Raw genomic sequence first — 22,190 nt, 5'->3', positions numbered from 1 at the left:
TCAAATTATATTTTTAGTTTTGAACAGCAATGCAGCGTAATCATGAAACAATCTAAAAAAGGAGAGTTTTACGGCCAGACTAACAAAACGATTTCTCTTGAAGGAATAACGTTGACTGATACCGTATACACACATCCTACAGTAGACTGGCATTATCATGAGCATGCCTACTTCACCTTTATTCTGCAAGGCAATGTAATTGAAGGAAACAAAAAAGAAGTCTACAATTGCTCCCCCGGAAGTCTCCTGTTTCATAACTGGCAGGAAGCACACTACAACATCAAACCGGAAGGCTTCACCAGAGGTTTTCATCTTGAAGTTGAAAAAAAATGGTTTGATGATCTTACTCTGAACAGCAACAACCTACAAGGTAGCACAACTGTCCTAAACCCCGACATCAAACTTTTGATGTATAAAATTTTCAGAACAACCAAGGTTGACGATTTTCATTTTGATCTTTCTACCCAAACACTGTTAATTGAAATCTTATCCAAACTAAATGGCGATTTCGAATCTATAAAACATAAAAATCCCAAATGGGTTACAATGATTGATGAAATCCTTCACGATCAGCTTACCGAAACCATTACACTTGATTATTTATCTAAAACGTTAGGCATCCACCCTATTCATCTGTCAAGAGATTTTTCAAAGTATTTTCATTGCAATCTGGGAGAGTACATGAGAAAATTAAAAGTAGAAAAAGCACTCTCGCTCATTGCTCTTCAAAGCAAATCTCTAACCGAAATTGCATACGAATGCGGCTTCTCTGACCAAAGTCATCTGACCCGATCCTTCAGAGAAATAAACGGTCTGACCCCTTCTGAACACAAAAAAATACTGTTCAAAAAATAAGTCAGATGTTAATCCTGTACAATTTTTAGAATGTATTGTGGCATAACTTTGCCTTTCAATCTTAAAATCAATCAATCAAATGACAAAACACTTTTTTTTACTTGTTCTGCTATTTTGCAATGGCATAATTTCAGCACAAAACAACGATCTGGTCAAACCCGACGAAATCACCACCGAAATACATAGAAACAACATCGGTAAGGTTACTTTTATGAAAGGCAACATTCCTTTGGACCAGTATAAAGAATCTGATCTTCTGAAATCTTTCGAACTAATCTATAAATCCGATTTGAATATCAGGGTTTTCATGAACAACTCCGTTATCAATTACCTGCATCAGTTGAATCCGGAACTAGATGCCGATAAACTCTTGGCCACAGGCAATCTTCAGTTTACTTTTTACATTGACAGCAAACTCATCTACACCGAAAACCTTAACTACGGATGCAGTTTTGGATCAGCAGGCAGTAAAAACACTTCAACAACTTTTAGGGTTCCTTTAACCAGCACGAAAAAAGAAGATTGGTGGTCTATTTATCTATGGGAAAGATTCAAATTGAATGGCGGAGAAAAAGCACTAACCAACGGCAAACACAAACTAAAAATAGAAATTCGTCCTTACCTTAAATCCGATATAAACCATGAGATCAAAACAGGTGATTTAATTGCGAAAGGAGAAGTTCAGCTCATCTTAAAAGCTCCGAAATTAACCGCCAAACAAATCGAAGTGCAGCCTATCCAACCTAACAGTGGCTGGGAAATTTCGAATTTTGCTTTTGATAAGAAGAAAATTGAAAAACTTAACGCTGCTATCACCAGCTACAATTTGAAGGAGATCACAAGCGTAGTGGTCATCTACGACAAGAAACTACTGCTTGAGGAATATTTTAATGATTCTAACCGAAGCACACTGCACGACACCCGATCGGCAGGAAAATCTTTTGCATCAACTTTAGCCGGAATTGCCATAAACGACGGTTATCTTAAAAACGAAAATCAGACATTAGATCAATTCTATGATTTAAAAGGTTTTGCCAATTACGACCCTAAAAAAGACGCTGTAAAAATAAAAGACTTACTCACCATGAGCTCTGCTTTTGAAGGTTCTGATCAAAACAGTGATTCTCCCGGGAACGAAGAAAATATGTATCCTACCGATAATTGGGTGAAATTCACTTTAGATTTACCTATGGACAAATCTAAAACCAATGGCGATCAATGGGATTATTTTACTGCCGGTACAGTTTTATTAGGCGACATAATCCATAAATCTGTTCCGGACGGATTAGAAAAATATGCCGATGAAAAGCTTTTTAAGCCTTTAAACATTACTCATTACCAATGGCAATATACTCCTCAGAAAGTAGCCAATACTGCAGGAAGCCTTCAAATGACTTCTCTGGATTATGCAAAATATGCACAATTGTATCAAAATAACGGCCTCTGGAACGGCAAACAAATTTTGACCACTGATTGGGTTCAAAAAACACTATCACACCAGATTCAAATTCCGGAAAGACAAAATGAATTCTACGGTTACTTGTTCTGGAATAAAACTTTTACTTTCAAAAACACTTCTTACGAAACCTACTATTGTGCCGGAAATGGAGGCAATGAGTTTATGATTTTTAAAAATATTCCACTTGTCGTTATTATTACTTCAAAAGCGTATAACAAGCCTTATGGACACGCACAGGCTAATACCATTGTACAGGATTATATTTTGCCGGCAATTATCAAATAAACAAAAGTAATTACCTTAAAAGACAAAGCCAGAGTCAGGCCGAGCGAGAGGCTTCGACTTCGCTCAGCCTGACATCGTGATATCAATATAAATTGAGGTCAGACTGAAACCTGAAACCTGAAACATGAAACTTAACTTTCCATCATCCCACAAAAAAACCCGTTCATCAAAAATGAACGGGTTTTTGTAATAAGTAATCTAATGATTATGCTTCGAATGGAAGGATAGATACATAAGATTTGTTATCTTTTTTCTTTTGGAACTTAACAACTCCTGCTACTCTTGCGTGTAGTGTGTGATCTTTACTGATGTAAACATTTTCACCTGGATTGTGTTTAGAACCTCTTTGTCTAACGATGATGTTCCCAGCAATAGCAGCTTGACCACCAAAAATCTTAACGCCTAGACGTTTTGATTCTGATTCTCTACCATTCTTCGAACTACCGACACCTTTCTTGTGAGCCATGACGTATGAGTTTAAATATTGTTATTATTCTTTAGTAGCTTCTTTTTTTGCTTTTGGAGCTGCTTTTTTTGCTTTTGGAGCTTCTGCTTCAGCAGATACTTCTTCAGCTACAACCGCTTTTTTAGCTGCTGCTTTTTTAGTTCCACCAGCTGCAGTAATACCTTCAATTACAATTTGAGTAAGATATTGTCTGTGACCATTTCTCTTTTTGTATCCTTTTCTTCTTTTCTTTTTGAAAACGATAACTTTGTCTCCTTTTAAGTGTTGTAACACTTTAGCTTCTACTGAAGCACCTTCTATAGCTGGGGCGCCTAAAGTTACATTTCCGTTATCGTCTAATAAAAGAACTTTGTCAAAAGAAACTTTTGAACCTTCTTCGTTAGCCAAACGGTGAACATAAACCTTTAAGTCTTTGCTTACTTTAAATTGTTGCCCTGCTATCTCTACGATTGCATACATACCAAATTGATTTATTGATTTTTAAGGTTGCAAATATACAACTAATAATTTACTGTGCAATCCCTTACTTCAAAAATATTTATTTAGGCTTTACAACTGTTTTTCAGGGCATTTCATTACTCCAACAAATCATTTTAGAAGTAAAAGACTGTTAAAATTTAATCATTTTAACCTCTCATTCCTAAATGCTGATTAAAATAAACTATTTTTGGTGTAACGATAATCAACTCTTGACTACCTATTTATTTAGGTAAATATAAATTTATTAATCTCTATGAAAAATTCAATCATTATGTTAAGTGCGGCACTAATGCTCGGCGGAGTGGCTCATGCTCAAAAGGTAGCTTTTGAAGAATACAATTTAGACAACGGTATGCACGTCATTTTACACAATGATCCTTCAGCTCCGGTTGTGATTACCTCGGTTATGTACCATGTAGGATCAAAAGACGAACGTCCGGATCGAACGGGTTTTGCGCATTTCTTTGAACATTTATTATTTGAAGGAACTAAAAATATCAAACGCGGAGAATGGATGAAAATCGTTACAGCTAATGGAGGTGTAAACAACGCCAACACTACTGATGACAGAACATATTACTACGAAGTTTTACCTTCAAACAACTTAGAACTTGGTTTATGGATGGAATCGGAAAGATTAATGCATCCGATTATCAATAAAATTGGAGTTGACACCCAAAACGAAGTCGTTAAGGAAGAAAAAAGATTACGTTATGACAATCAGCCTTACGGAAATATTTTGTCGGTTGTAAAAGAAAACATGTTCAAAAAACATCCGTACCGCTGGACCACTATCGGTTCTATGAAAGATCTGGATGCTGCAACTTTGGAAGAATTTCAGGCTTTTAATAAAAAATTCTACACCCCGAACAATGCTGTTTTAGTAGTGGCAGGTGATTTTGACAAAGCCAAAACGAAAGAATGGATTCAGAAATACTTCGCTCCAATCCCAAAAGGAGAAGAAGTAAAAAAACAAACTTTTATTGAGGAACCAATCAATCAGACGATAAAAGCAACTTACGAAGATCCAAATATCCAGATTCCAATGGTAGTTGCTTCGTACAGAACACCATCGATGAAAACCAGAGATGCAAGAGTTTTAGATTTGATTTCTTCTTATTTAAGTGATGGAAAAAGCTCAAAACTGTACAAAAAAATCGTTGACGACAAGAAAATGGCGCTTCAGATCGGAGCGGTAGGATTTAGTCAAGAAGATTACGGAATGTACATTTTATACGGCTTGCCAATGGCTCCTCATACAACAGCCGACATCTTAAAAGAAATGGACGAAGAAATTGTAAAAATTCAAACAGACTTAATTTCTGAAAAAGACTATCAAAAATTACAAAACAAATTCGATAATAATTTTGTGAATGCCAATTCAACGGTAGAAGGAATTGCAGAAAACCTGGCTTCTTTTTACCTGCTTTACGGAGATGTAAACCTGATTAATACCGAAATCGACCTTTATCACTCTATCACCAGAGAAGAGATCAGAGAAGTAGCAAAAAAATACCTAAACCCTAATCAGCGTTTAATTTTAGACTATATCCCTTCAACTAAAGCTCAAAACTAAGTCATCGAACCATGAAAAAAATACATACATTTTTAATCCTTTTATTCCTAACTGGAATTATGCAAGCACAAGACCGTCCACAACCAAAACCAGGCAACTCTCCTGTAGTCAACATCAAAAAGCCACAAACTTTTGTTTTGACCAACGGGATGAAAGTTTTGGTAGTTGAAAATCATAAATTACCAAGAGTAAGCTTTACATTAACCCTTGACAACGCTCCTTTTGCAGAAGGAAACAAAAAAGGGGGTGACGAACTGACAAGCGCCTTAATTGGTAACGGAACTAAAAAAATAACGAAAGAAGCTTTTAACGAAGAGATCGACTTTTACGGAGCAAATATTAATTTTTCTTCTTCAGGGGCTTCCGGAAGTTCACTTTCCAAATATTCAGGACGTGTTCTGGAACTTTTAGCCGAAGGAGCTTTACAACCTAACTTTACTCAGGCAGAATTTGATAAAGAAAAAGCAAAATTAATCGAAGGACTTAAAGCCGACGAAAAAAGCGTTCCGGCAATTGCCAGCAGAGTGGTTGACGTTTTAGCCTTTGGAAAAAACCACCCATCCGGAGAATATCTTTCAGAAGGAACAGTGAAAAACGTTACTCTTGCTGATGTTCAGTCTAATTACGCTACCTATTTTGTTCCTGAAAATGCTTATTTGGTAATCATAGGAGATGTTAAATTTAAAGAAACGAAAGCCGCTGTAGAAAAACTTTTTAGCGGATGGAAAAAGCAGGCTACACCAAAAAATACGTATCCAAATCCCGAAAATGCGGCCAAACTTCAAATTGATTTTGTTGACGTTCCAAATGCAGTTCAATCTGAGATATCATTGGTAAATACTGTAAATTTAAGAATGAGCGACCCGGATTTCTTCCCTGCTGTAATTGCAAATCAAATTTTAGGTGGTGATTTCAACAGTTATCTGAACATGAATTTACGTGAAAAACACGGTTGGACGTATGGTGCAAGATCAACTATTGATGGAGGAAAATATGTAACCAAATTCAAAGCTTCTTCTGCCGTTAGAAATACAGTTACCGATAGTGCGGTGGTTGAATTCATAAAAGAAATTAAAAGAATCAGAACTGAAAAAGTTTCTGAAGATATTTTAAAAAATGTAAAAGCAGGATATATTGGACGTTTTGTAATGCAGGTTGAAAAACCACAAACCGTTGCACGATTTGCTTTAAACATTGAGACAGAAAAACTTCCTGCCGATTTCTACGAAAAATACATTCAAACCATCAACAGCGTTACTGCCGATGATATTTACCGTGTTGCCAACAAATATTTCATGCTGGACAACATGCGAATCGTAATTGCCGGAAAAGGATCTGATGTACTAACAGGTTTAGAGAAACTTCAAATTCCGATTTTCTATTTCGACAAATACGGAAATCCCGTTGAAAAACCGGTAACTAAAAAAGAAGTTCCTGCCGGAGTTACTGCTAAAACTGTTTTCGAAAACTACCTTAAAGCAATTGGTGGAGAAAAAGTAGTGACTACTGTAAAAACACTTTCGATGACAGGATCTACTACTATTCCACAGGCTCCTTCTCCATTAACTTTTACTTCTAAATTAGATTCAAAAGGAAAAATGATGGTATCTCTTGCGATGGGACCAATGAATTTAATGAAACAGGTTGTAAACGATAAAGGCGCTTATATCGAACAACAAGGACAACGCAAAAACCTTGAAGGAAACGATCTTGCCGAAATGAAAGCCAGCGCTGCTCCGTTTGAAGAACTACAACTTGTAAAAAGAACCGACTTAAAAGTAGAAAGTATCGAACCAATAAATGGTAAAGATGCCTACGCTATCAAAGACGGTAAAACAACGTATTTCTACGACGTTGCATCAGGATTGAAACTCGCCGAATCAAAAGTTCGTGAACAAGGCGGAAAATCAACAACACAAATTACCAACTTCAACGATTACAAAGACGTAAAAGGCGTTAAAATCCCTTTCAATATCGTTCAAAATGTAGGTTTTGAATTAGATATTAAAATGTCTGACATTAAGATTAACGAAGGAGTTTCTGAGGCAGATTTCCTATAAGGTGCTAAGATACTAAGGCGCTGAGGCACTAAGATTTTTTGAGGCTTAGTCAAAGTTTAAAACTTTGGCTAAGCCTTTTCTTTTTTGACAGGCTGAGCTACAATCGTTTTCTTTAGATTCTCGTTACGGAGTTACTTACGAAGATTTCTCCTCCGTCGAAATGACAACTTTGGGACAAGCCTTTGTCAGTCCGCACGAAGTCAAAGCTTTGTCCGACTGAGTTAAAACAAGCCTTTGTCCGGCTGAGCGAAGTCGAAGCCCCCCGTTCCAATTGGTGCGCCCTTCGACTCCGCTCAGGGCGACAAAACAAAACAAAACAAAACAAAACAAAAAGAAGGCTGTCAGTTACGACAGCCTTTCTTATTTTAATCATTCAGTTTCCAGATACGGATTTAAAATTTCTGCTAATTCATTCAGCCAGTAAAAGCCGTTTTCAAGACTTATTTTGTCTTTCTCAAAGGTTTCACATTCTCTCATCATACTTAAGGCAAGCAAATAATTTACTTTTCGAATGGTCTTTGCCATAAATTCAGGATCAACTGACTTATTGAAAAAATCAATCAATTTCAATTCTGTTTCTTTCGAAAGGGTGTTTGTACTCATAATTTAGAACAGTTAGGAAGTTAGAAAGCCCGCACATTTTAGGTGTCCTACGCTGTTCAAAGCGTTGCGATTGTTTCCAATATCGCCACCATATTGTACGGGCAAAGTTTTTTCGTAAATCATAATTAGAACAGTTAGGAATTCAAATATACCTAAATCTAATTAAATAAGTACGAATTTTCTTTAAAAAATAAATAGTAATCCGTATGACTTAGCTGTCCTACGCAGTTAAGAACGCGTTGCGGTTGTTCCCAATACCACCGGCATACCATACGGATATAAGTTTTTTCGATGTCTCTCCAGCTTCAAAAAGACAAACTTAACAAAAATATTCACATGAAAATAATTGCCCTAGCCCCGATAGAAGTGGAAATCCTTTTGTGGCGGGGTTCGCCACAAAAGATTGTAACGAATAGCGGGATTAGCTCCTGAAAGAAAACTTAATCAAAAACCGTATGTCCTTTCGACCGAAGGGAGACTCGAACGATAGCGAACAGGCGAAGCAAATCGCACTGAAAACTCCATGCAGAATGTCGCCAATCTTTGCAGAGTTACTCGCGAAGATTTCTCCTTCGTCGAAATGACAACTTTACAATAAATCAATGTCCGGCTGGGCGAAGTCGAAGCTTTCTCAAACTGAGTCAAGACAAAGCTTTGTCCGGCTGAGCGAAGTCGAAGCCCCCGTTCCAATTGAAACACCCTTCGACTTCGCTCAGGGTAACATTTGCATAAAATCAATCACATCTAACCTTTTACAAACAACATTTTACATCTCACTAATCACATCTCACCTCTAAGATCACTTCTTAGCCGATAAATATACCCCAATCAAAATAATAAAAGCACCAAAAAACTGAATTGGCGTAAGCATTTCGTTATCCAAAAGTCCCCAGAAAAATGCCACAATCGGCATTAAATAGGTTACCGAAGTTGCAAATACAGGCGATGAAATTTGGATTAATTTAAAGAACAAAACATTGGCGATTCCGGTTCCAAGAACCCCTAAAATCATGACAAACAAAATAGAATGCTGTGTAACTTCAAGGTTTATTCTTTGAGAGAAATCGGTCGTGCTCAGAATAAGCAAAGCCGGTAAAAGCAATACCGCAAAATTTCCGGTTGTAATGCTGAGTGAATTTAAATCGGACAAATATTTTTTAATCAGATTGACATTTATGGCATAACTAAGTGTCGCAATAACCACCAGAATCACATAATAGTAATTTTGCCCGGGGTGCGAAGATGCTCCACTTAAAACCAGCAGTAAACATCCTACTAAACCTATAAAAACTCCTAAAACCTGTCTTTTTTGAAATTGAATTCCGAAAATAAGTATCCCCAAAACTAAGGTATTCAAAGGGGTAAGCGAGTTCATTATCGCTACAATTGAACTGTCTACTTCCGTTTCGGCAATGGCAAAAAGAAATGCCGGTATAAAGGTTCCGAAGAATGACGTTATGGCGACAAATTTCCATTGACGGCGAGAAATCTTCTTCAAACTTCTAAAACCAACAATCAACAAAAATAAAGCTGCAAAAATAATCCGGAACGAACCTACCTGAACTGCTGTGAGTCCAACCAAACCTCTTTTGATAAGGATAAAAGAACTTCCCCAGATTAGTGAAAGCACCAATAAATAGGCCCACTTTAATTGTTTTGCATCCATAAAACGTATTTTAGTGCAAATTTGTAATAATTTTACGAATTGACCTCTTCCTTTTTACTAATTTTGCAAAGAACATTTTTTCGCAAATTAAAATCTTAAAAATATGAAATTTACAAGAATCATAGCTTCGATTGCAATTGCAGGACTAGTACTGGTAAGCTGCAAAAAAGAAGAAGATAAAAATCTGGCTAACATCAAAAATATAGAATCGGCTCCAAAAGAACACAAAGCAATTGCTGCTGAAAATGTGCAGACTTCAAGTTTTAAAATCGAAGGAATGACTTGCGCCATGGGATGTGCTAAAACAATCGAAAAAGAATTGTCAAATTTGGACGGTGTAGAAAAAGCAACGGTTGATTTTGAGAAAAAAACAGCTACTGTTGTATTTGACAAAACAGTTCAAAACCAGGAAAATATAACTAAAACAGTTCAGGCAACCGGAGACGGAAAAACCTATAAAGTTTTAGACGTTAAATCGTAACTCAAAAATTGTTCAGTTCTAAAAAAAATTGACAAACAAATAAATCTTTAAACAGTAGTAAACTCAGGCTTGCTGCTGTTTTTTTTATGAATCATCTTCATTACAGCCGTAAAAAACAATGAACCTTAAATTTAGCCACATAGACATCTTAGTTAACGATCTTCAATCGGCATGCGACTATTATGCAAAAATCCTTGGAGCAGAAATCTCAAAAACATTCACCTGGGAGAGAGATGAGCTGCATGTTGTATATGCCGTCGTAAGAATTGGCGAAGAACGATTTATGCTGGTTCAGCCATTTTCCGGAAATCTAAAAAATCTGTTGGATACGAAAGGCGAAGGAATGATTTATCGTCACTGCTATTCAACTCCCGACATCGAAGCTGCTTTTGATGAATTGGTAAATTCAGGGGTGCAGCCAGAGGATGAAAATGGAAATGCCTTATCACGAGAAAGCCTTAACACTCCAAGTGGTGTTAGAATTATATGGCTTCCGAAACGTTTTGGAGAATTCTCAATTGAAATCCTTGAAGAGGCAGGACTTCAACAATTTATGAATGATGCTTTTTCAGCTTCCTGAGTTGTGGAAAATAAAATTCTGGATCCATATCGTGTAAATCTGCTTTTGCCCCTTCAGGGCAATACTTACCTTTAATCTATTTCATAGTGCGCTGCGCTATGCTATTGCTAAGGCTCTTTCAGAGCGAGACTTCGCCAGCAAATGATTCCTAAATTACAAATAATAAAAATCGAGATCAATATCTTGCTAGTCTGCTTTTGCCCCTTCAGGGCAATACTTACCTTTAATCTATTTCATAGTGCGCTGCGCTATGCTATTGCTAAGGCTCTTTCAGAGCGAGACTTCGCCAGCAAATGATTCCTAAATTACAAATAATAAAAATCGAGATCAATATCTTGCTAGTCTGCTTTTGCCCCTTCAGGGCAATACTTGCCTTTAATTTATTTCATAGCGCGTTGCGCTATGCTATTGCTAAGGCTCTTTCAGAGCGAGACTTCGCCAGCAAATGATTTCTAAATTACAAATAATAAAAATCGAGATCAATATCTTGCTAGTCTGCTTTTGCCCCCTTCAGGGCAATACTTGCCTTTAATTTATTTCATAGCGCGTTGCGCTATGCTATTGCTAAGGCTCTTTCAGAGCGATGGATTTCAATATTTACGGTTAATACTTGTTCCTTTCAGGCTCTCGAATTGATCCATAATTTGATTCCTTAAAAACCTTAAAAAAAAATGCCCTCAAATAGTATCTAACTTTTTGAGGGCATTGTAAAATCTAGTATATTGTTTATTTCCACTTCAACGTTTCCATCAGCCTTTGCATATCATTTCTGATATAACTTGCTGCCGGCATAACCGAATCGAAATTAGGCTTCGCATAAAAATAAACCGATCCTGTTATAAAGTGTTTTGTGCTGTCTGTAACATAAAATTGTGAATTTGTAGCAGCATTTCCGTCTACACGGTAAAACATTCCGTAAACCTTTTTTTGAGGGTTTAAATACGGCTGTTCTAAGATATCGTCTGCTTTAATAACGTGTTCATAGGTTAACTTTTGAGCATCTTTGAGCAATTTCTCAATATCACCATGTACCGGTTTATAGGTGAGATAAATTGTGGCTTTCATTTTTGGATAGGTAATCGCAAATCCGCAATTTTTCTCTCCTTTGATTACGGCCGCTTCATTCATTTCAAAAGTAAAAGGGCAATTGTTTTCAAAACCTACATATTGAGCCTCGGGATAGTCCAAACGAAGGAAACCGGCAGGTTTTGGCACTACATCATCTTTACAACTTAAAACAGTCAATGCCAGTAAAATGGTTGCTAGTGAAAGGATCTTTTTTAGCATTCTTAATCTATTGTTACTTTTATTTGTTTTATACGCTTCTTATCCACTGTTTCTATAGTAAAAACACAGTTTTCAAAAGCTACTTTTTGGTCTTTTTTAGGGAAATTACCCAAAATCTCTAAAATGAATCCGGCCAATGTCTCGGCTTCACCTTTGTGAGATTCAAAAATTTCTTCGTTAACCTCTACAATTCTGTAAAAATCCTTGAGATTAATTTTTCCTTCAAAAAGAAAATTCTTTTCATCAATTTGGGAGAAATTCAGATTCTCATCGTCAAACTCATCACTAATATCCCCTACTATCTCTTCAATAACGTCTTCCAGAGAAACTAATCCCGATGTTCCGCCATATTCATCCACTACTATCGCCAAATGGCTTTTAAGGCTCTGAAAATCCTTCAGCAAATTATCCAGCTTCTTGTTCTCAGGAACAAAAAATGCTTTTCTAATTAAAGAGGTCCAGTCAAATTCTTCCTTATCAATATGCGGCAACAAATCCTTGACAAACAAAACGCCTTCTATCTGGTCTATATTGTCGCGATACACCGGAATTCTCGAAAAACCTTTTTCTATTATTTTAGGACAAATCCCGGAAAAAGGTTCTGACATTTCTAAAGCAAAAATATCAATTCTCGGGCTCATTACCTGCCTGGTATCAGTATTACCAAAAGATACGATCCCTTCCAGTATTTTTTGCTCTTCTGTTGACGTACCTTCTGAATCTGTCAGTTCCAAGGCTTGCGAAAGCTGATTTACGGAGAAACTATTCTTCTGTTTCCCTAATTTATGATGCAAATATAGGGTAACACTTCGCATCGGCAAACTGATTGGCGTGAGCAATTTATCCAATACAGCCAATGGATAGGCGGTTCGTTTCGCAAATTTTACATTATTACGGCTGGCATAAACTTTAGGAAGCACATCTCCAAACAACAAGATCAGAGAAGCAACCAGAACAATCTCGAGAATAAACTTAAGAGCCGGAGACTCTATCGCTCCAAAAATATTCCGTCCAGTAAAGGAAAACAAAATAACTATTGTAATATTAAAAAGATTGTTGGCAACTAATAAGGTCGCCAGAAGTTTCTTCGGTCGATCTAAAAGCCCGGAAATAATTTTCCCTTTTGAATGATTCTCCTGCAAGGTGTCGTCAATATCTTTTTGAGACAAAGAGAAAAGTGCCACTTCGGCACCTGAAACTATCGCTGATAAAAACAGCAAAACAAATATTCCGACAAAGCCAATTATCAAATTGATGTCTACTGTCGTATTAAGAAACAAACTGGGCTCCGGGTCCAAATTAAAAAGAATTAGTTATACATTCAAAAAGGCAGATCATTTATAGGTAAGCCTTCATTTGCTGCGTCAAAGTTAGTGTTTTTTGGCGACTCACTGTCCGTATTCGGTTTATGATTTCCGGTTTCTTTTTTGGTATTCAAGAAAGTAAACTCAGTCACCTGAATTTCGGTGGTATATTTTGTGGTACCGTCTTCGGCTTGCCATTGACGTGATTTTATACGTCCCTCAATAAATATCTTGTCTCCTTTCGACAAATATTTCTCGCAAATTTCGGCCGCTTTATTACGCACAACTAAATTGTGCCATTCGGTTGAAGTTATTTTTTCATTGGTCGTTTTATTGATATAGACTTCGTTTGTCGCCAATTGAAAACGCCCAATGCAGTTTCCTCCCTCAAAATAATGCATTTTTACATCATCGCCTAAATGGCCGATTAACATCACTTTATTTAATGTTCCGTTCATAGTTTATTAGTGGTATTTATACCAAAGATACATTTTTTTAGCAAATTATTTCCTGCTTTTCCAGAAAATTATGAATCACAATTGGAAAAGGAAAAACACCTAATTCACTGGATTTCAGGCCTTTTTTTATTAAACCCTCAATTTTAACCTTCCAGAACTGTATGTGCAGATGTTGGTGCGAAAGTTTGTGAATAACAGTACTTTCTGTATAACCCTCTATACCTATAATTGTATACGAAGAAAAAACAGTATCTGTAACTGCTTTCGAAACCACGTCAAAATCTACGATTTCATCCGTTTCAAAAAGTGGAAATTCATAGAGATTGTGCCAGATTCCTTTTGCTGTTCTTTTTTGAAGCAGCGTATTCCCTAAAGCATCTTCTACAATAAGGTAATTAAAGAAACGGTTAGTTACCTTAACTTTCTTAGACTTAACCGGCAAAACAGCTACCTTTTTCTTTTGTAATGCTGCACAGCTATCATTAAAGTCACAAACTGTGCAATCAGGACTTTTAGGCACGCATTGTAAAGCTCCGAACTCCATTATCGCCTGATTAAAAATAGCAGGATTGTCCTTTGGCATCAATTCGTAAGCCAGTTCTGCAAACTCTTTTTTAGTTGCAGGCGAAGCAATATCTGATTCAACATCAAAATAACGAGATAACACTCTGAATACATTTCCGTCCACTACAGGAACAGCTTCGTTATAAGAAAAAGAAGCAATTGCCGCAGCTGTGTATTCTCCAACACCTTTTAATTTTAAAAGCTCTTTATAGTTAGGAGGAAAAACACCGTTGAGTTCATTGGCGACATACTGAGCTGTTTTATGCAGATTTCGGGCACGTGAATAATAACCTAATCCCTGCCAAAGTTTCAAAACCTGCTCTTCTGAAGCATTTGCCAAATCAAATACAGTAGGAAATTCCTTCGTAAAAGCAAAAAAATAGGGGGTTCCTTGCGCAACTCGAGTCTGTTGCAGCATAATTTCTGAGAGCCAAATATGGTATGGATTGGTCGTTTTACGCCATGGCAAATCACGTTTGTTTTGTAAATACCATTTTATCAACACGTTAGAAAAATTCATTGCAAAATACTTAGAATACAAAAGTAAATGTTTATGTAATTAAAATTTAACGATTTAGCTTGATTAATTATTTTTTTAATTCCTATATTTGCAAACTCAAAAAAATAGTACACCATTTATAAAATAAAATAGGAAAGAAAATGACGAAAGCAGATATCGTAGCGAAAATTTCGGAGAAACTAGGTCTTGAAAAAGGAGATGTTCAAGCAACAGTTGAAACTTTTATGGAAGAAGTTAAAACTTCACTAGAAACTGGAGACAATGTTTACTTAAGAGGTTTTGGAAGTTTTATTGTAAAAACAAGAGCTGAAAAAACTGGTAGAAACATTTCTAAGAACACCACTATCAAAATTCCAGCACACAATATTCCTGCGTTTAAACCTGCAAAAGTTTTTGTAGAAGGAGTAAAAACAAATAACGAAGCAAAGTAATACTATTAATTAATTATAAAATCGACACGATATGCCAAGTGGTAAAAAAAGAAAGAGACATAAGGTAGCTACTCACAAACGTAAAAAAAGAGCGAGAGCTAACCGTCACAAAAAGAAAAAGTAGTTTTAAACTACTTTTTTCTTTTTAAACGTTCATTGAAATTGAGATTAGATTATAAGATCGCTAGTTAGATTATTAGATTTCTAAAAATCCAACAATCGAATAATCCAAAAATCTAAACTCCCCGGGTTAATACCTGTTAAAAATATTGTTTAATCCATCCTTGTAGAAGTTGATGGTTTTGGTTTTTGGTTTTTGGTTCTTTTACCAACAACTATCAACAAACAACCGACAACCAATTCACGGATAAAAATTTACAGTGTGAATAAAGAATTAATCATTAGATCTAGTTCTGAAGCCGTAGATTTTGCCTTATTAAAAGATGGAAAACTAATTGAATTACACAAAGAAGAAGAGAAAAGCAACTTTCAGGTTGGTGATATTTTTATTGCCAAAATCAGAAAACCAGTTGCCGGACTTAATGCTGCTTTTGTAAATGTAGGCTTCGAAAAAGACGCTTTTTTACATTATCACGACTTAGGTCCAAACTTAGCTTCCCAACTGAAATTCATAAAACTTGTAAGCGCAGGTAAAATAAAAGATTTCTCCCTAAAAACCTTTCAGTTTGAAAAAGAGATTGACAAAGATGGCATCATTACTGATATTTTAAGTGCCAATCAATCTGTTTTAGTTCAAGTTGTAAAAGAACCTATATCGACCAAAGGTCCAAGGATAAGCGCTGAGCTTTCACTGGCAGGAAGATTTATTGTTCTCGTTCCGTTTTCCGACCGTGTTTCTATTTCTCAAAAAATAGAGGACAAAAAGGAAAAGGATCGTCTAAAAAAACTTGTTCTATCGATCAAACCTAAAGGATTTGGTGTTATTGTTCGTACAGTAGCCGAAGGCAAAAACGTAGCCGAATTAGAAAAAGATTTGCAGAACCTGCTTGGCAGATGGACTGCAATGTGTAAAAAATTACCAACTGCTCATCATCCCTCAAAAGTATTAGGAGAACTCAACAGAGCTTCTTCCATATTGAGAGACGTTTTCAACGATACCTTTAGTGGTATTCAAATAGATGATGAAGAGTTGTACCATCAAACGAAGGAATATCTGCAAGAAATTGCACCTTCAAAACAATCGATTGTTAAGTTTTATCAATCAAATGACACTCCAATTTTTGAGAAATACAATATAGAGAGACAAATCAAAACTTCATTTGGAAGAACCGTCTCCATGAGTAAAGGTGCTTATCTTATCATCGAACACACTGAAGCTCTTCACGTTATAGACGTAAACAGCGGAAATCGTTCGAATAAAGCAACCAACCAGGAAGACACTGCCATGGAAGTAAATATGATTGCCGCTGCCGAAATTGCCAGACAGCTTCGTTTGCGTGATATGGGCGGAATAATCGTAGTTGATTTTATCGATATGTCTAATCCAGAAAACAGGAAGGTTTTGTTCGACTTCTTGCGAGAAGAAATGAGCGACGATAAAGCAAAGCATAAAATCTTACCGCCTAGTAAATTTGGCTTAGTTCAGATTACCAGACAACGCGTAAGACCAGAAGTTAATATTAAAACCAGAGAAGAAGATCCAAACAATGAACATGGCGAAATTGAAGCGCCAATTTTAATCATTGATAAAATCTCATCTGATTTAGATAGAATTCTAAAAACCCACAAAAAAGTTGTGCTTAATGTACATCCGTTTGTGGCTGCATACCTCAGTAAAGGTTTTCCATCATTACGTTCAAAATGGTTTTTTGAACATAAGAAATGGGTGAAAATCATACCTCGTGACGCTTACACGTACTTAGAATACCATTTCTATGATAAAAAAGGAAATGTTATTTCAGAATAAAAAACAAAAACCGCCTTTCGAAAGACTGGCGGTTTTTTTGTGCATTTAATCAACCTATAACTATAAGCCTAATTAAACAAATATGACATCCTAAATACGCCTCCAAACAAATAATAGATAATATATTATCCATTATTGTATATTTTTTGTATATTTAGCTAATATTTTATCCTAAATGAAAAATTATTCCATCAATAAAATACCTAGTCAGGTTCAAAGTGAATTAGCCGGGCGATTCAAAAAATTCAGAAAAAGCAAAAAAATAGCACAATCTGAATTAGCCAATAAATCAGGGGTTTCCTTGGGAAGCATCAAACGTTTCGAGCAAACCGGACAAATCTCATTAGAATCTCTATTAAAACTTGCTCATCTCTTTGATCGCTTAGAGGATTTCAATTCTATATTTAAAATTGATGCAGATTTAAAAGAAATTGAAAAATTATTTAAACTGTAATTATGGAAAACACTTCAAAAGTAAAAGCTTTTTTAAATCTTGGAAGCAATAAAACAGAAATAGGTGATTTAGTGCAAAATAAAAATAAAATCTATTTCAAATATCATCCCGATTTTATAGAAAGCGGTTTAGAAATCTCACCTTTTAAAATGAAATTATCCCGAGAAATTCTCACTCCGAATGAACTTCATTTTGACGGGCTTTTTGGTGTTTTCTCTGATTCTCTTCCTGATAGATGGGGGAGATTGCTGCTTGACAGGAAATTACTCTCTGCAGGAATCAGCTTAAATAATATAACGGCATTAGACCGATTAACTTTTATAGATAATAATAGTATTGGAGCTATTTCTTATGAACCTGAACATAAAAATACAAACGGTCTTTCAAACAATATTGATTTAGATCATATTTCAGATGAAATAACAACTATTTTAAACGGAACTTCTGAGGAAATAATAGACGAATTGTTTCAACTTGGAGGCTCTTCCGGTGGAGCGAGACCCAAAATCTTAGTCGGCTTCAATTCCAAAACGGAACAATTATTTTATGGAAAATCTGATTTACCGGATGATTTCGAACATTGGATCATTAAATTTCCTTCTTCTAATGATTTGCCTGACATCGCATTAATTGAATACGCATACAATAAAATGGCGCAAAATGCAGGAATTGAAGTCAACGAATTTCGTTTATTCAAAAGTAAAAAAGGTAATTATTTTTTTGGCTGTAAGCGTTTTGACAGAATAAAGAATGAAAAAATCCACCTTCACTCTGCGTCAGGATTATTACATGACAACTACAGAATGAGCGCTTTAGATTACGGACATTTAATGGATTGCGCATTTATACTAGAAAAAGACTTTAATGCCTATGCCAAAGTATTACGACTGGCTGCTTTTAATGTTTTAGCACATAACAGGGACGATCATAGTAAAAATTTCTCTTTTCTGATGAATAAAAACGGAGATTGGAAATTTTCACCTGCTTATGATCTGACTTTTTCTAATTCTTTGTACGGACTTCATAGTACAACTGTAGCCGGAGAAAGTAAAAACCCCGGACTAAAGCAGCTACATGAATTAGCGAAACATTTTGGTGTTAAAAATGCCAATCAAATTTTTGAAGAAGTAAGTCAATCCTTAAGTATGTTCGAAAAAACTGCTTGTTCTTTAGATATCAGCAGAACCTCTGTTAAACTAATAAAAAGCAATTTATTAATTTAATCCCATTTTTCGAAAAAAATCGAATGTCCATCTGAGCGAAGTCGAAGACTTTCTCATCAAAAAAGGGCTTCGACTTCGCTCAGCCGGGCACGCACACACAATAATCTTGTAAAAATTTAGTAACGATTAGATTTTAGTCTGCTTAATGTTTCCTGTGAAATATTCAGGTAAGTGGCTACTATCCGATTGGGTAAACGCTGAATAATTTGGGGATTTATACTCATCAGCTGTTTGTATCTTTCTGTTGCATCAAGAGTCAGGAAAGACATAAGCCTGTTGGTATTGTTTACATACGCTTTTTCTAAATAATGGCGATAAAACTTCTCCCAAGCCGGAATAACTTCCAACAGATGATAAAAATCGCTACTCGAAATGTATAGCAGTTCTGTAGTTTCTAAGGCCTGAATAAATTCTAAAGACGGCTCGTTTGAAATAAAACTGCACAATGCAGTCGCAAAATTATTCTCGAACGCGAGATATCTCGTTGCTTCCTGTCCGTCTTCTGTAATAAAATAGATTCGCAAACAACCAGAACCAACAAAAAAACTTCGTTGGTTGGTTTGCCCATGAACCACTAACGGTTCATTCTTTTTTGCGGTTAAAGATTTAAAATAAGAAAGAATTACGACCAACTCTTCCTCGGTAACCGTAATAATACTTTTGATATAATTTGCGAGCTGTTCTTTCATTTCTTAATTTCTTCTAATTGTAAACCTAAAAACATACTGCAGATTAAGATCCTGCAGTTGTCTTTTCTGCCAGTTTTCTGGCGTTTGGAATAATAACAAAGGCTGCAATATAGGCAACCGGTAGCATTACACTCCAGGCTTTCAAAAACTTTAAAAACCAATCTTCACCAAATCCATAATTCCGCATTAAACCTACAAATGCCATAATTAATGTCATTGGAATCACAACAAACAATGTGTTGATGTACTTAAAATACTTTTTGTTCATTTTAAAATTTATTTAATATTAATCGAACACAAAGGTGTATAAACCCAAAAGTAAAAATCTTGATATAAATCAAAAAACACTTTTCCAGCCGCAATTAGATTCTTTATAAAAATCTTATTCCCTGACAATTTCAATTTTTCGTCTGATTTCATTACCAGAAGCATCTACTACTGTGATGTAATGCGTTCCCGAAGTTGGCGTAACCGGCAATTCGTGAAAAGTTTTTGTGGTGGCTTTGTAAACATCATCCACGTACCAAAAAAGCTCTTTCTCTCTTTCAGAATAAGCTACTTTTAAAATCACGGGCTGCACTTTGCTATTAAAATCTTTGGTTAAATAAATTTTACCATTAGTTTTGGGATAAATAAAATCCATAGTCGTGGTTTGCGTACCCTCACAGCCTTCTTTAAACGGAGGCAAAGGCAAATATTCAATGTGCTGGCTTTTGTAATACCATGCCATAACCGGAGGCAAAACAAACCAGTTTTTAGTCACAATATTATCAATACTCTCACAACTGCTGTTTACCTGAAATTGTCCGGTTATATCCAGATGAACGGTTTTATGATACGGACAAACACTGGTCGATTTTCCTTTTTTGGGAACCCATTGTTTTATTTTCGGACAGCCATCTTTGGCTAAATAACCACTTAAACGACATACCTCAACCTCTGCTAAATCTTTATAAGGTGTTTGAAACCATCTTTGTCTTGGCAGCAAATTAAAAACATCAAATAAAATTGGCGCGGCACTTGTAACTCCGGTTAAGGTTGGCCTGCCCTCACCTGTTGCATTCCCAACCCAGATTCCCACTACATATCTTGAATTTGTACCAATTGCCCAGGCATCACGATTACCAAAACTGGTTCCGGTTTTCCAGGCAATTTTAAGAGAGCTGTCATAAAATTTCCAAGCCTCATCTCCTTCGGGCCTGTTAACTTCTTCCATGGCATTATAAGCCGCCCAAATTGATCCGGCACCCAAGATGTTCTTCTGATCACTTTCGGAGCCAAAATCGGGTTCAAAATCGTTTTTATAATTTAAATCTGTGAATTCATTCGTTCGGTATTTTGCCTGATTCTTAACATAATAATTTAATGTGGAAGACAAATTCGCGTAAGTTCTGCATAAATCCCACAAATTACTTTCGGCGCCTCCTAAAATAAGTGACAATCCGTAATGATCAGGTGTTTTATTGATGTCCTTCAATTTAAACTTCTGCAATTCCTCATAAAATTTATTCACGCCAAACTCCTGCAGCATCAGAACCGACGGGATATTCAGAGAACGCGCTAAAGCCCGGTGTGCCGGAACTGCTCCGTCAAAAGTCAGATTAAAATTCTGCGGAGTATATCCGGCAATCTGTGTTGGAATATCGGCAACCAAAGTATTTGGCAATAACTCCCCATCGTCAAGCATTCCGGCGTACAAAAGAGGTTTCAGAATACTTCCTGTACTTCTGGGCGCATCGATAATGTCAACGTCCTTTTGATGATCTTTATCGGTTGGAGCATTCCCAACGTAGCTGATTACATTTCGATTGGAAACATCAATGACCAGAATCGCCAGATTGTGTACTTCGTTCTGCCTGTATTGATTGTAATAATATCTCGCAATTTGATTGACTCTGTTTTGCAATGCATAATCGATTGTTGTCTTTACTCGTGTCCCTTCCTGATCTTTAGCAGCTCTTTGCAATAAATGCGGCGCTATTTGCGGCAAATCATATGGCTTTTGAGGCAAAGGTTCTTCAATAGCAAGTTCATACGTCTGCCGGTCGATTACACCTTCTTTATGCAGTTTGAGGAGGAGTCGGTTTCGCTTGTTTAATAATTTGATTTGATTTTTTCCGGGATAGATCAGACTCGGTGCATTGGGTAAAACGGCCAATGTAGCATTTTCAGCCCATGACAATTGATTCGACTGCACGCCAAAATAACGCCACGAAGCCATCTCGAGTCCTACAACATTTCCTCCAAATGGGGCATGAGCCGCATACAATTCGAGAATTTCATTCTTAGAATAGCCCAGTTCCAATCGTGTAGCAAGAATCATTTCGATCAATTTTTCAAAATAGGTTCTTCCCTTTCCTTTTCGGGACAATCGGATCACTTGTTGTGTCAATGTACTTCCTCCGCGGACTACTTTCCCTGCTTTTCTGTTTTGTTTGATAGCATTTACCATCGCAACCGGGTTAAAACCGGGGTGTTTATAGAAATACTCGTCTTCAAAATAAACGATACATTTCTTGAATTTATCGGGAACACTGTCCTGTGCCGGAAAACGCCATTGTCCGTCAGGAGCGATTTTGGCTCCCAGCAGTTCTCCTTCCTTGCTTTCAATAACCGTTGAATACGGCTCTTTAAACAATGTTCGGGGAATGGAGAAATAATAAATCAGCAAGAGCACAAATGCAATTGCTGATTTTATTTTATTCTTTTTAATCCAGTTTATAATGCGCTGAAGGAACGCTTTTAATTTATTTTTCAATCTTTTTATTATTTAACCGCAAAGGCGCTAAGTTATGCGCTAATTTTTTTTCTCGCAGATTTAG

Annotated in this window: 21 protein-coding genes; 10 read left to right on the top strand and 11 right to left on the bottom strand. The window is 36.3% G+C overall.

All coding sequences use genetic code 11. The features are described 5' to 3' along the window. The first annotated feature begins 42 nt into the window (after nt 1-42). A complete protein-coding gene (locus tag ACAM30_RS10790; RefSeq protein ID WP_369618493.1) occupies nt 43-855 on the top strand; it encodes a helix-turn-helix domain-containing protein in 813 nt (270 codons plus the stop codon). A 79-nt stretch (nt 856-934) separates the two neighbouring features. Then, nucleotides 935-2,599 carry a serine hydrolase domain-containing protein gene (locus tag ACAM30_RS10785; RefSeq protein ID WP_369618492.1) on the top strand — a complete coding sequence of 555 codons (1,665 nt, stop codon included), beginning with the start codon at nt 935-937 and terminating at the stop codon, nt 2,597-2,599. A 205-nt stretch (nt 2,600-2,804) separates the two neighbouring features. Here the strand turns inward: ACAM30_RS10785 and rpmA are convergent, their stop codons facing one another. Together rpmA and rplU are read right to left on the bottom strand one after the other, a co-directional pair. Next, the gene (gene rpmA / locus ACAM30_RS10780) at nt 2,805-3,065 is read right to left on the bottom strand and encodes a 50S ribosomal protein L27 (RefSeq protein WP_017497241.1); all 261 of its coding nucleotides are present in this window, start codon (nt 3,063-3,065) and stop codon (nt 2,805-2,807) included. Between the two features lie 24 nt (nt 3,066-3,089). Further along, on the bottom strand, nt 3,090-3,524 hold the full coding sequence (rplU, locus tag ACAM30_RS10775) for a 50S ribosomal protein L21 (RefSeq protein WP_070905843.1): 435 nt from the start codon (nt 3,522-3,524) through the stop codon (nt 3,090-3,092). 274 nt (nt 3,525-3,798) lie between these two features. Between rplU and ACAM30_RS10770 the strand changes: the two genes are divergently transcribed. Together ACAM30_RS10770 and ACAM30_RS10765 are read left to right on the top strand one after the other, a co-directional pair. Beyond that, a complete protein-coding gene (locus ACAM30_RS10770) occupies nt 3,799-5,121 on the top strand; it encodes a M16 family metallopeptidase (RefSeq protein WP_369618491.1) in 1,323 nt (440 codons plus the stop codon). Nucleotides 5,122-5,132: 11 nt separating this feature from the next. Then, nucleotides 5,133-7,181 carry a M16 family metallopeptidase gene (locus ACAM30_RS10765; RefSeq protein WP_369618490.1) on the top strand — a complete coding sequence of 683 codons (2,049 nt, stop codon included), beginning with the start codon at nt 5,133-5,135 and terminating at the stop codon, nt 7,179-7,181. A gap of 369 nt (nt 7,182-7,550) precedes the next feature. Here the strand turns inward: ACAM30_RS10765 and ACAM30_RS10760 are convergent, their stop codons facing one another. Together ACAM30_RS10760 and ACAM30_RS10755 are read right to left on the bottom strand one after the other, a co-directional pair. Beyond that, the gene (locus tag ACAM30_RS10760) at nt 7,551-7,784 is read right to left on the bottom strand and encodes a hypothetical protein (RefSeq protein ID WP_369618489.1); all 234 of its coding nucleotides are present in this window, start codon (nt 7,782-7,784) and stop codon (nt 7,551-7,553) included. A gap of 799 nt (nt 7,785-8,583) precedes the next feature. After that, the gene (locus ACAM30_RS10755; RefSeq protein WP_369618488.1) at nt 8,584-9,450 is read right to left on the bottom strand and encodes a DMT family transporter; all 867 of its coding nucleotides are present in this window, start codon (nt 9,448-9,450) and stop codon (nt 8,584-8,586) included. A 103-nt stretch (nt 9,451-9,553) separates the two neighbouring features. Between ACAM30_RS10755 and ACAM30_RS10750 the strand changes: the two genes are divergently transcribed. Then, nucleotides 9,554-9,931: a heavy-metal-associated domain-containing protein gene (locus ACAM30_RS10750; RefSeq protein WP_369618487.1), complete on the top strand. Its 378-nt coding sequence runs from the start codon at nt 9,554-9,556 to the stop codon at nt 9,929-9,931. Between the two features lie 118 nt (nt 9,932-10,049). Further along, entirely contained in the window at nt 10,050-10,511 is a 462-nt protein-coding gene (locus ACAM30_RS10745) for a VOC family protein (RefSeq protein WP_369618486.1), read from the top strand. Nucleotides 10,512-11,237: 726 nt separating this feature from the next. Here the strand turns inward: ACAM30_RS10745 and gldD are convergent. From gldD to mutY, 4 genes are read right to left on the bottom strand one after another with little or no spacing between them, the layout of a single operon-like run. Continuing rightward, nucleotides 11,238-11,798, bottom strand: a complete 561-nt coding sequence (gldD, locus tag ACAM30_RS10740; RefSeq protein WP_369618485.1) for a gliding motility lipoprotein GldD — start codon at nt 11,796-11,798, stop codon at nt 11,238-11,240. 2 nt (nt 11,799-11,800) lie between these two features. Beyond that, nucleotides 11,801-13,096 carry a gliding motility-associated protein GldE gene (locus ACAM30_RS10735; protein ID WP_369618484.1) on the bottom strand — a complete coding sequence of 432 codons (1,296 nt, stop codon included), beginning with the start codon at nt 13,094-13,096 and terminating at the stop codon, nt 11,801-11,803. Nucleotides 13,097-13,119: 23 nt separating this feature from the next. After that, nucleotides 13,120-13,560 carry a single-stranded DNA-binding protein gene (locus tag ACAM30_RS10730; protein ID WP_369618483.1) on the bottom strand — a complete coding sequence of 147 codons (441 nt, stop codon included), beginning with the start codon at nt 13,558-13,560 and terminating at the stop codon, nt 13,120-13,122. 37 nt (nt 13,561-13,597) lie between these two features. Further along, nucleotides 13,598-14,644 carry an A/G-specific adenine glycosylase gene (gene mutY, locus ACAM30_RS10725; RefSeq protein ID WP_369618482.1) on the bottom strand — a complete coding sequence of 349 codons (1,047 nt, stop codon included), beginning with the start codon at nt 14,642-14,644 and terminating at the stop codon, nt 13,598-13,600. Between the two features lie 140 nt (nt 14,645-14,784). Between mutY and ACAM30_RS10720 the strand changes: the two genes are divergently transcribed. The 4 genes from ACAM30_RS10720 (at nt 14,785) to ACAM30_RS10705 (ending at nt 18,679) form a co-directional block, all read left to right on the top strand. Further along, nucleotides 14,785-15,075, top strand: a complete 291-nt coding sequence (locus tag ACAM30_RS10720) for an HU family DNA-binding protein (protein ID WP_007805026.1) — start codon at nt 14,785-14,787, stop codon at nt 15,073-15,075. A gap of 382 nt (nt 15,076-15,457) precedes the next feature. Next, nucleotides 15,458-17,002 (top strand): ribonuclease E/G, encoded by a 1,545-nt coding sequence (locus tag ACAM30_RS10715; protein WP_017497253.1) that lies wholly within the window; start codon nt 15,458-15,460, stop codon nt 17,000-17,002. 175 nt (nt 17,003-17,177) lie between these two features. Then, nucleotides 17,178-17,456 carry a helix-turn-helix domain-containing protein gene (locus ACAM30_RS10710; protein WP_369618481.1) on the top strand — a complete coding sequence of 93 codons (279 nt, stop codon included), beginning with the start codon at nt 17,178-17,180 and terminating at the stop codon, nt 17,454-17,456. Between the two features lie 2 nt (nt 17,457-17,458). Further along, nucleotides 17,459-18,679 carry a type II toxin-antitoxin system HipA family toxin gene (locus ACAM30_RS10705; RefSeq protein ID WP_369618480.1) on the top strand — a complete coding sequence of 407 codons (1,221 nt, stop codon included), beginning with the start codon at nt 17,459-17,461 and terminating at the stop codon, nt 18,677-18,679. A gap of 116 nt (nt 18,680-18,795) precedes the next feature. Here ACAM30_RS10705 and ACAM30_RS10700 read toward each other — a convergent pair whose 3' ends face one another. From ACAM30_RS10700 to pbpC, 3 genes are all read right to left on the bottom strand, one after another. Next, nucleotides 18,796-19,368, bottom strand: a complete 573-nt coding sequence (locus tag ACAM30_RS10700; RefSeq protein ID WP_369618479.1) for a Crp/Fnr family transcriptional regulator — start codon at nt 19,366-19,368, stop codon at nt 18,796-18,798. Nucleotides 19,369-19,411: 43 nt separating this feature from the next. Further along, a complete protein-coding gene (locus ACAM30_RS10695; protein WP_369618478.1) occupies nt 19,412-19,636 on the bottom strand; it encodes a DUF2798 domain-containing protein in 225 nt (74 codons plus the stop codon). A 114-nt stretch (nt 19,637-19,750) separates the two neighbouring features. Further along, entirely contained in the window at nt 19,751-22,126 is a 2,376-nt protein-coding gene (pbpC, locus tag ACAM30_RS10690; protein WP_369618477.1) for a penicillin-binding protein 1C, read from the bottom strand. Nucleotides 22,127-22,190: the final 64 nt, after the last annotated feature.

The organism is Flavobacterium sp. CFS9 (assembly GCF_041154745.1).
GTDB lineage: Bacteria > Bacteroidota > Bacteroidia > Flavobacteriales > Flavobacteriaceae > Flavobacterium.
This window is presented reverse-complemented; position numbering and strand designations above follow the sequence as displayed.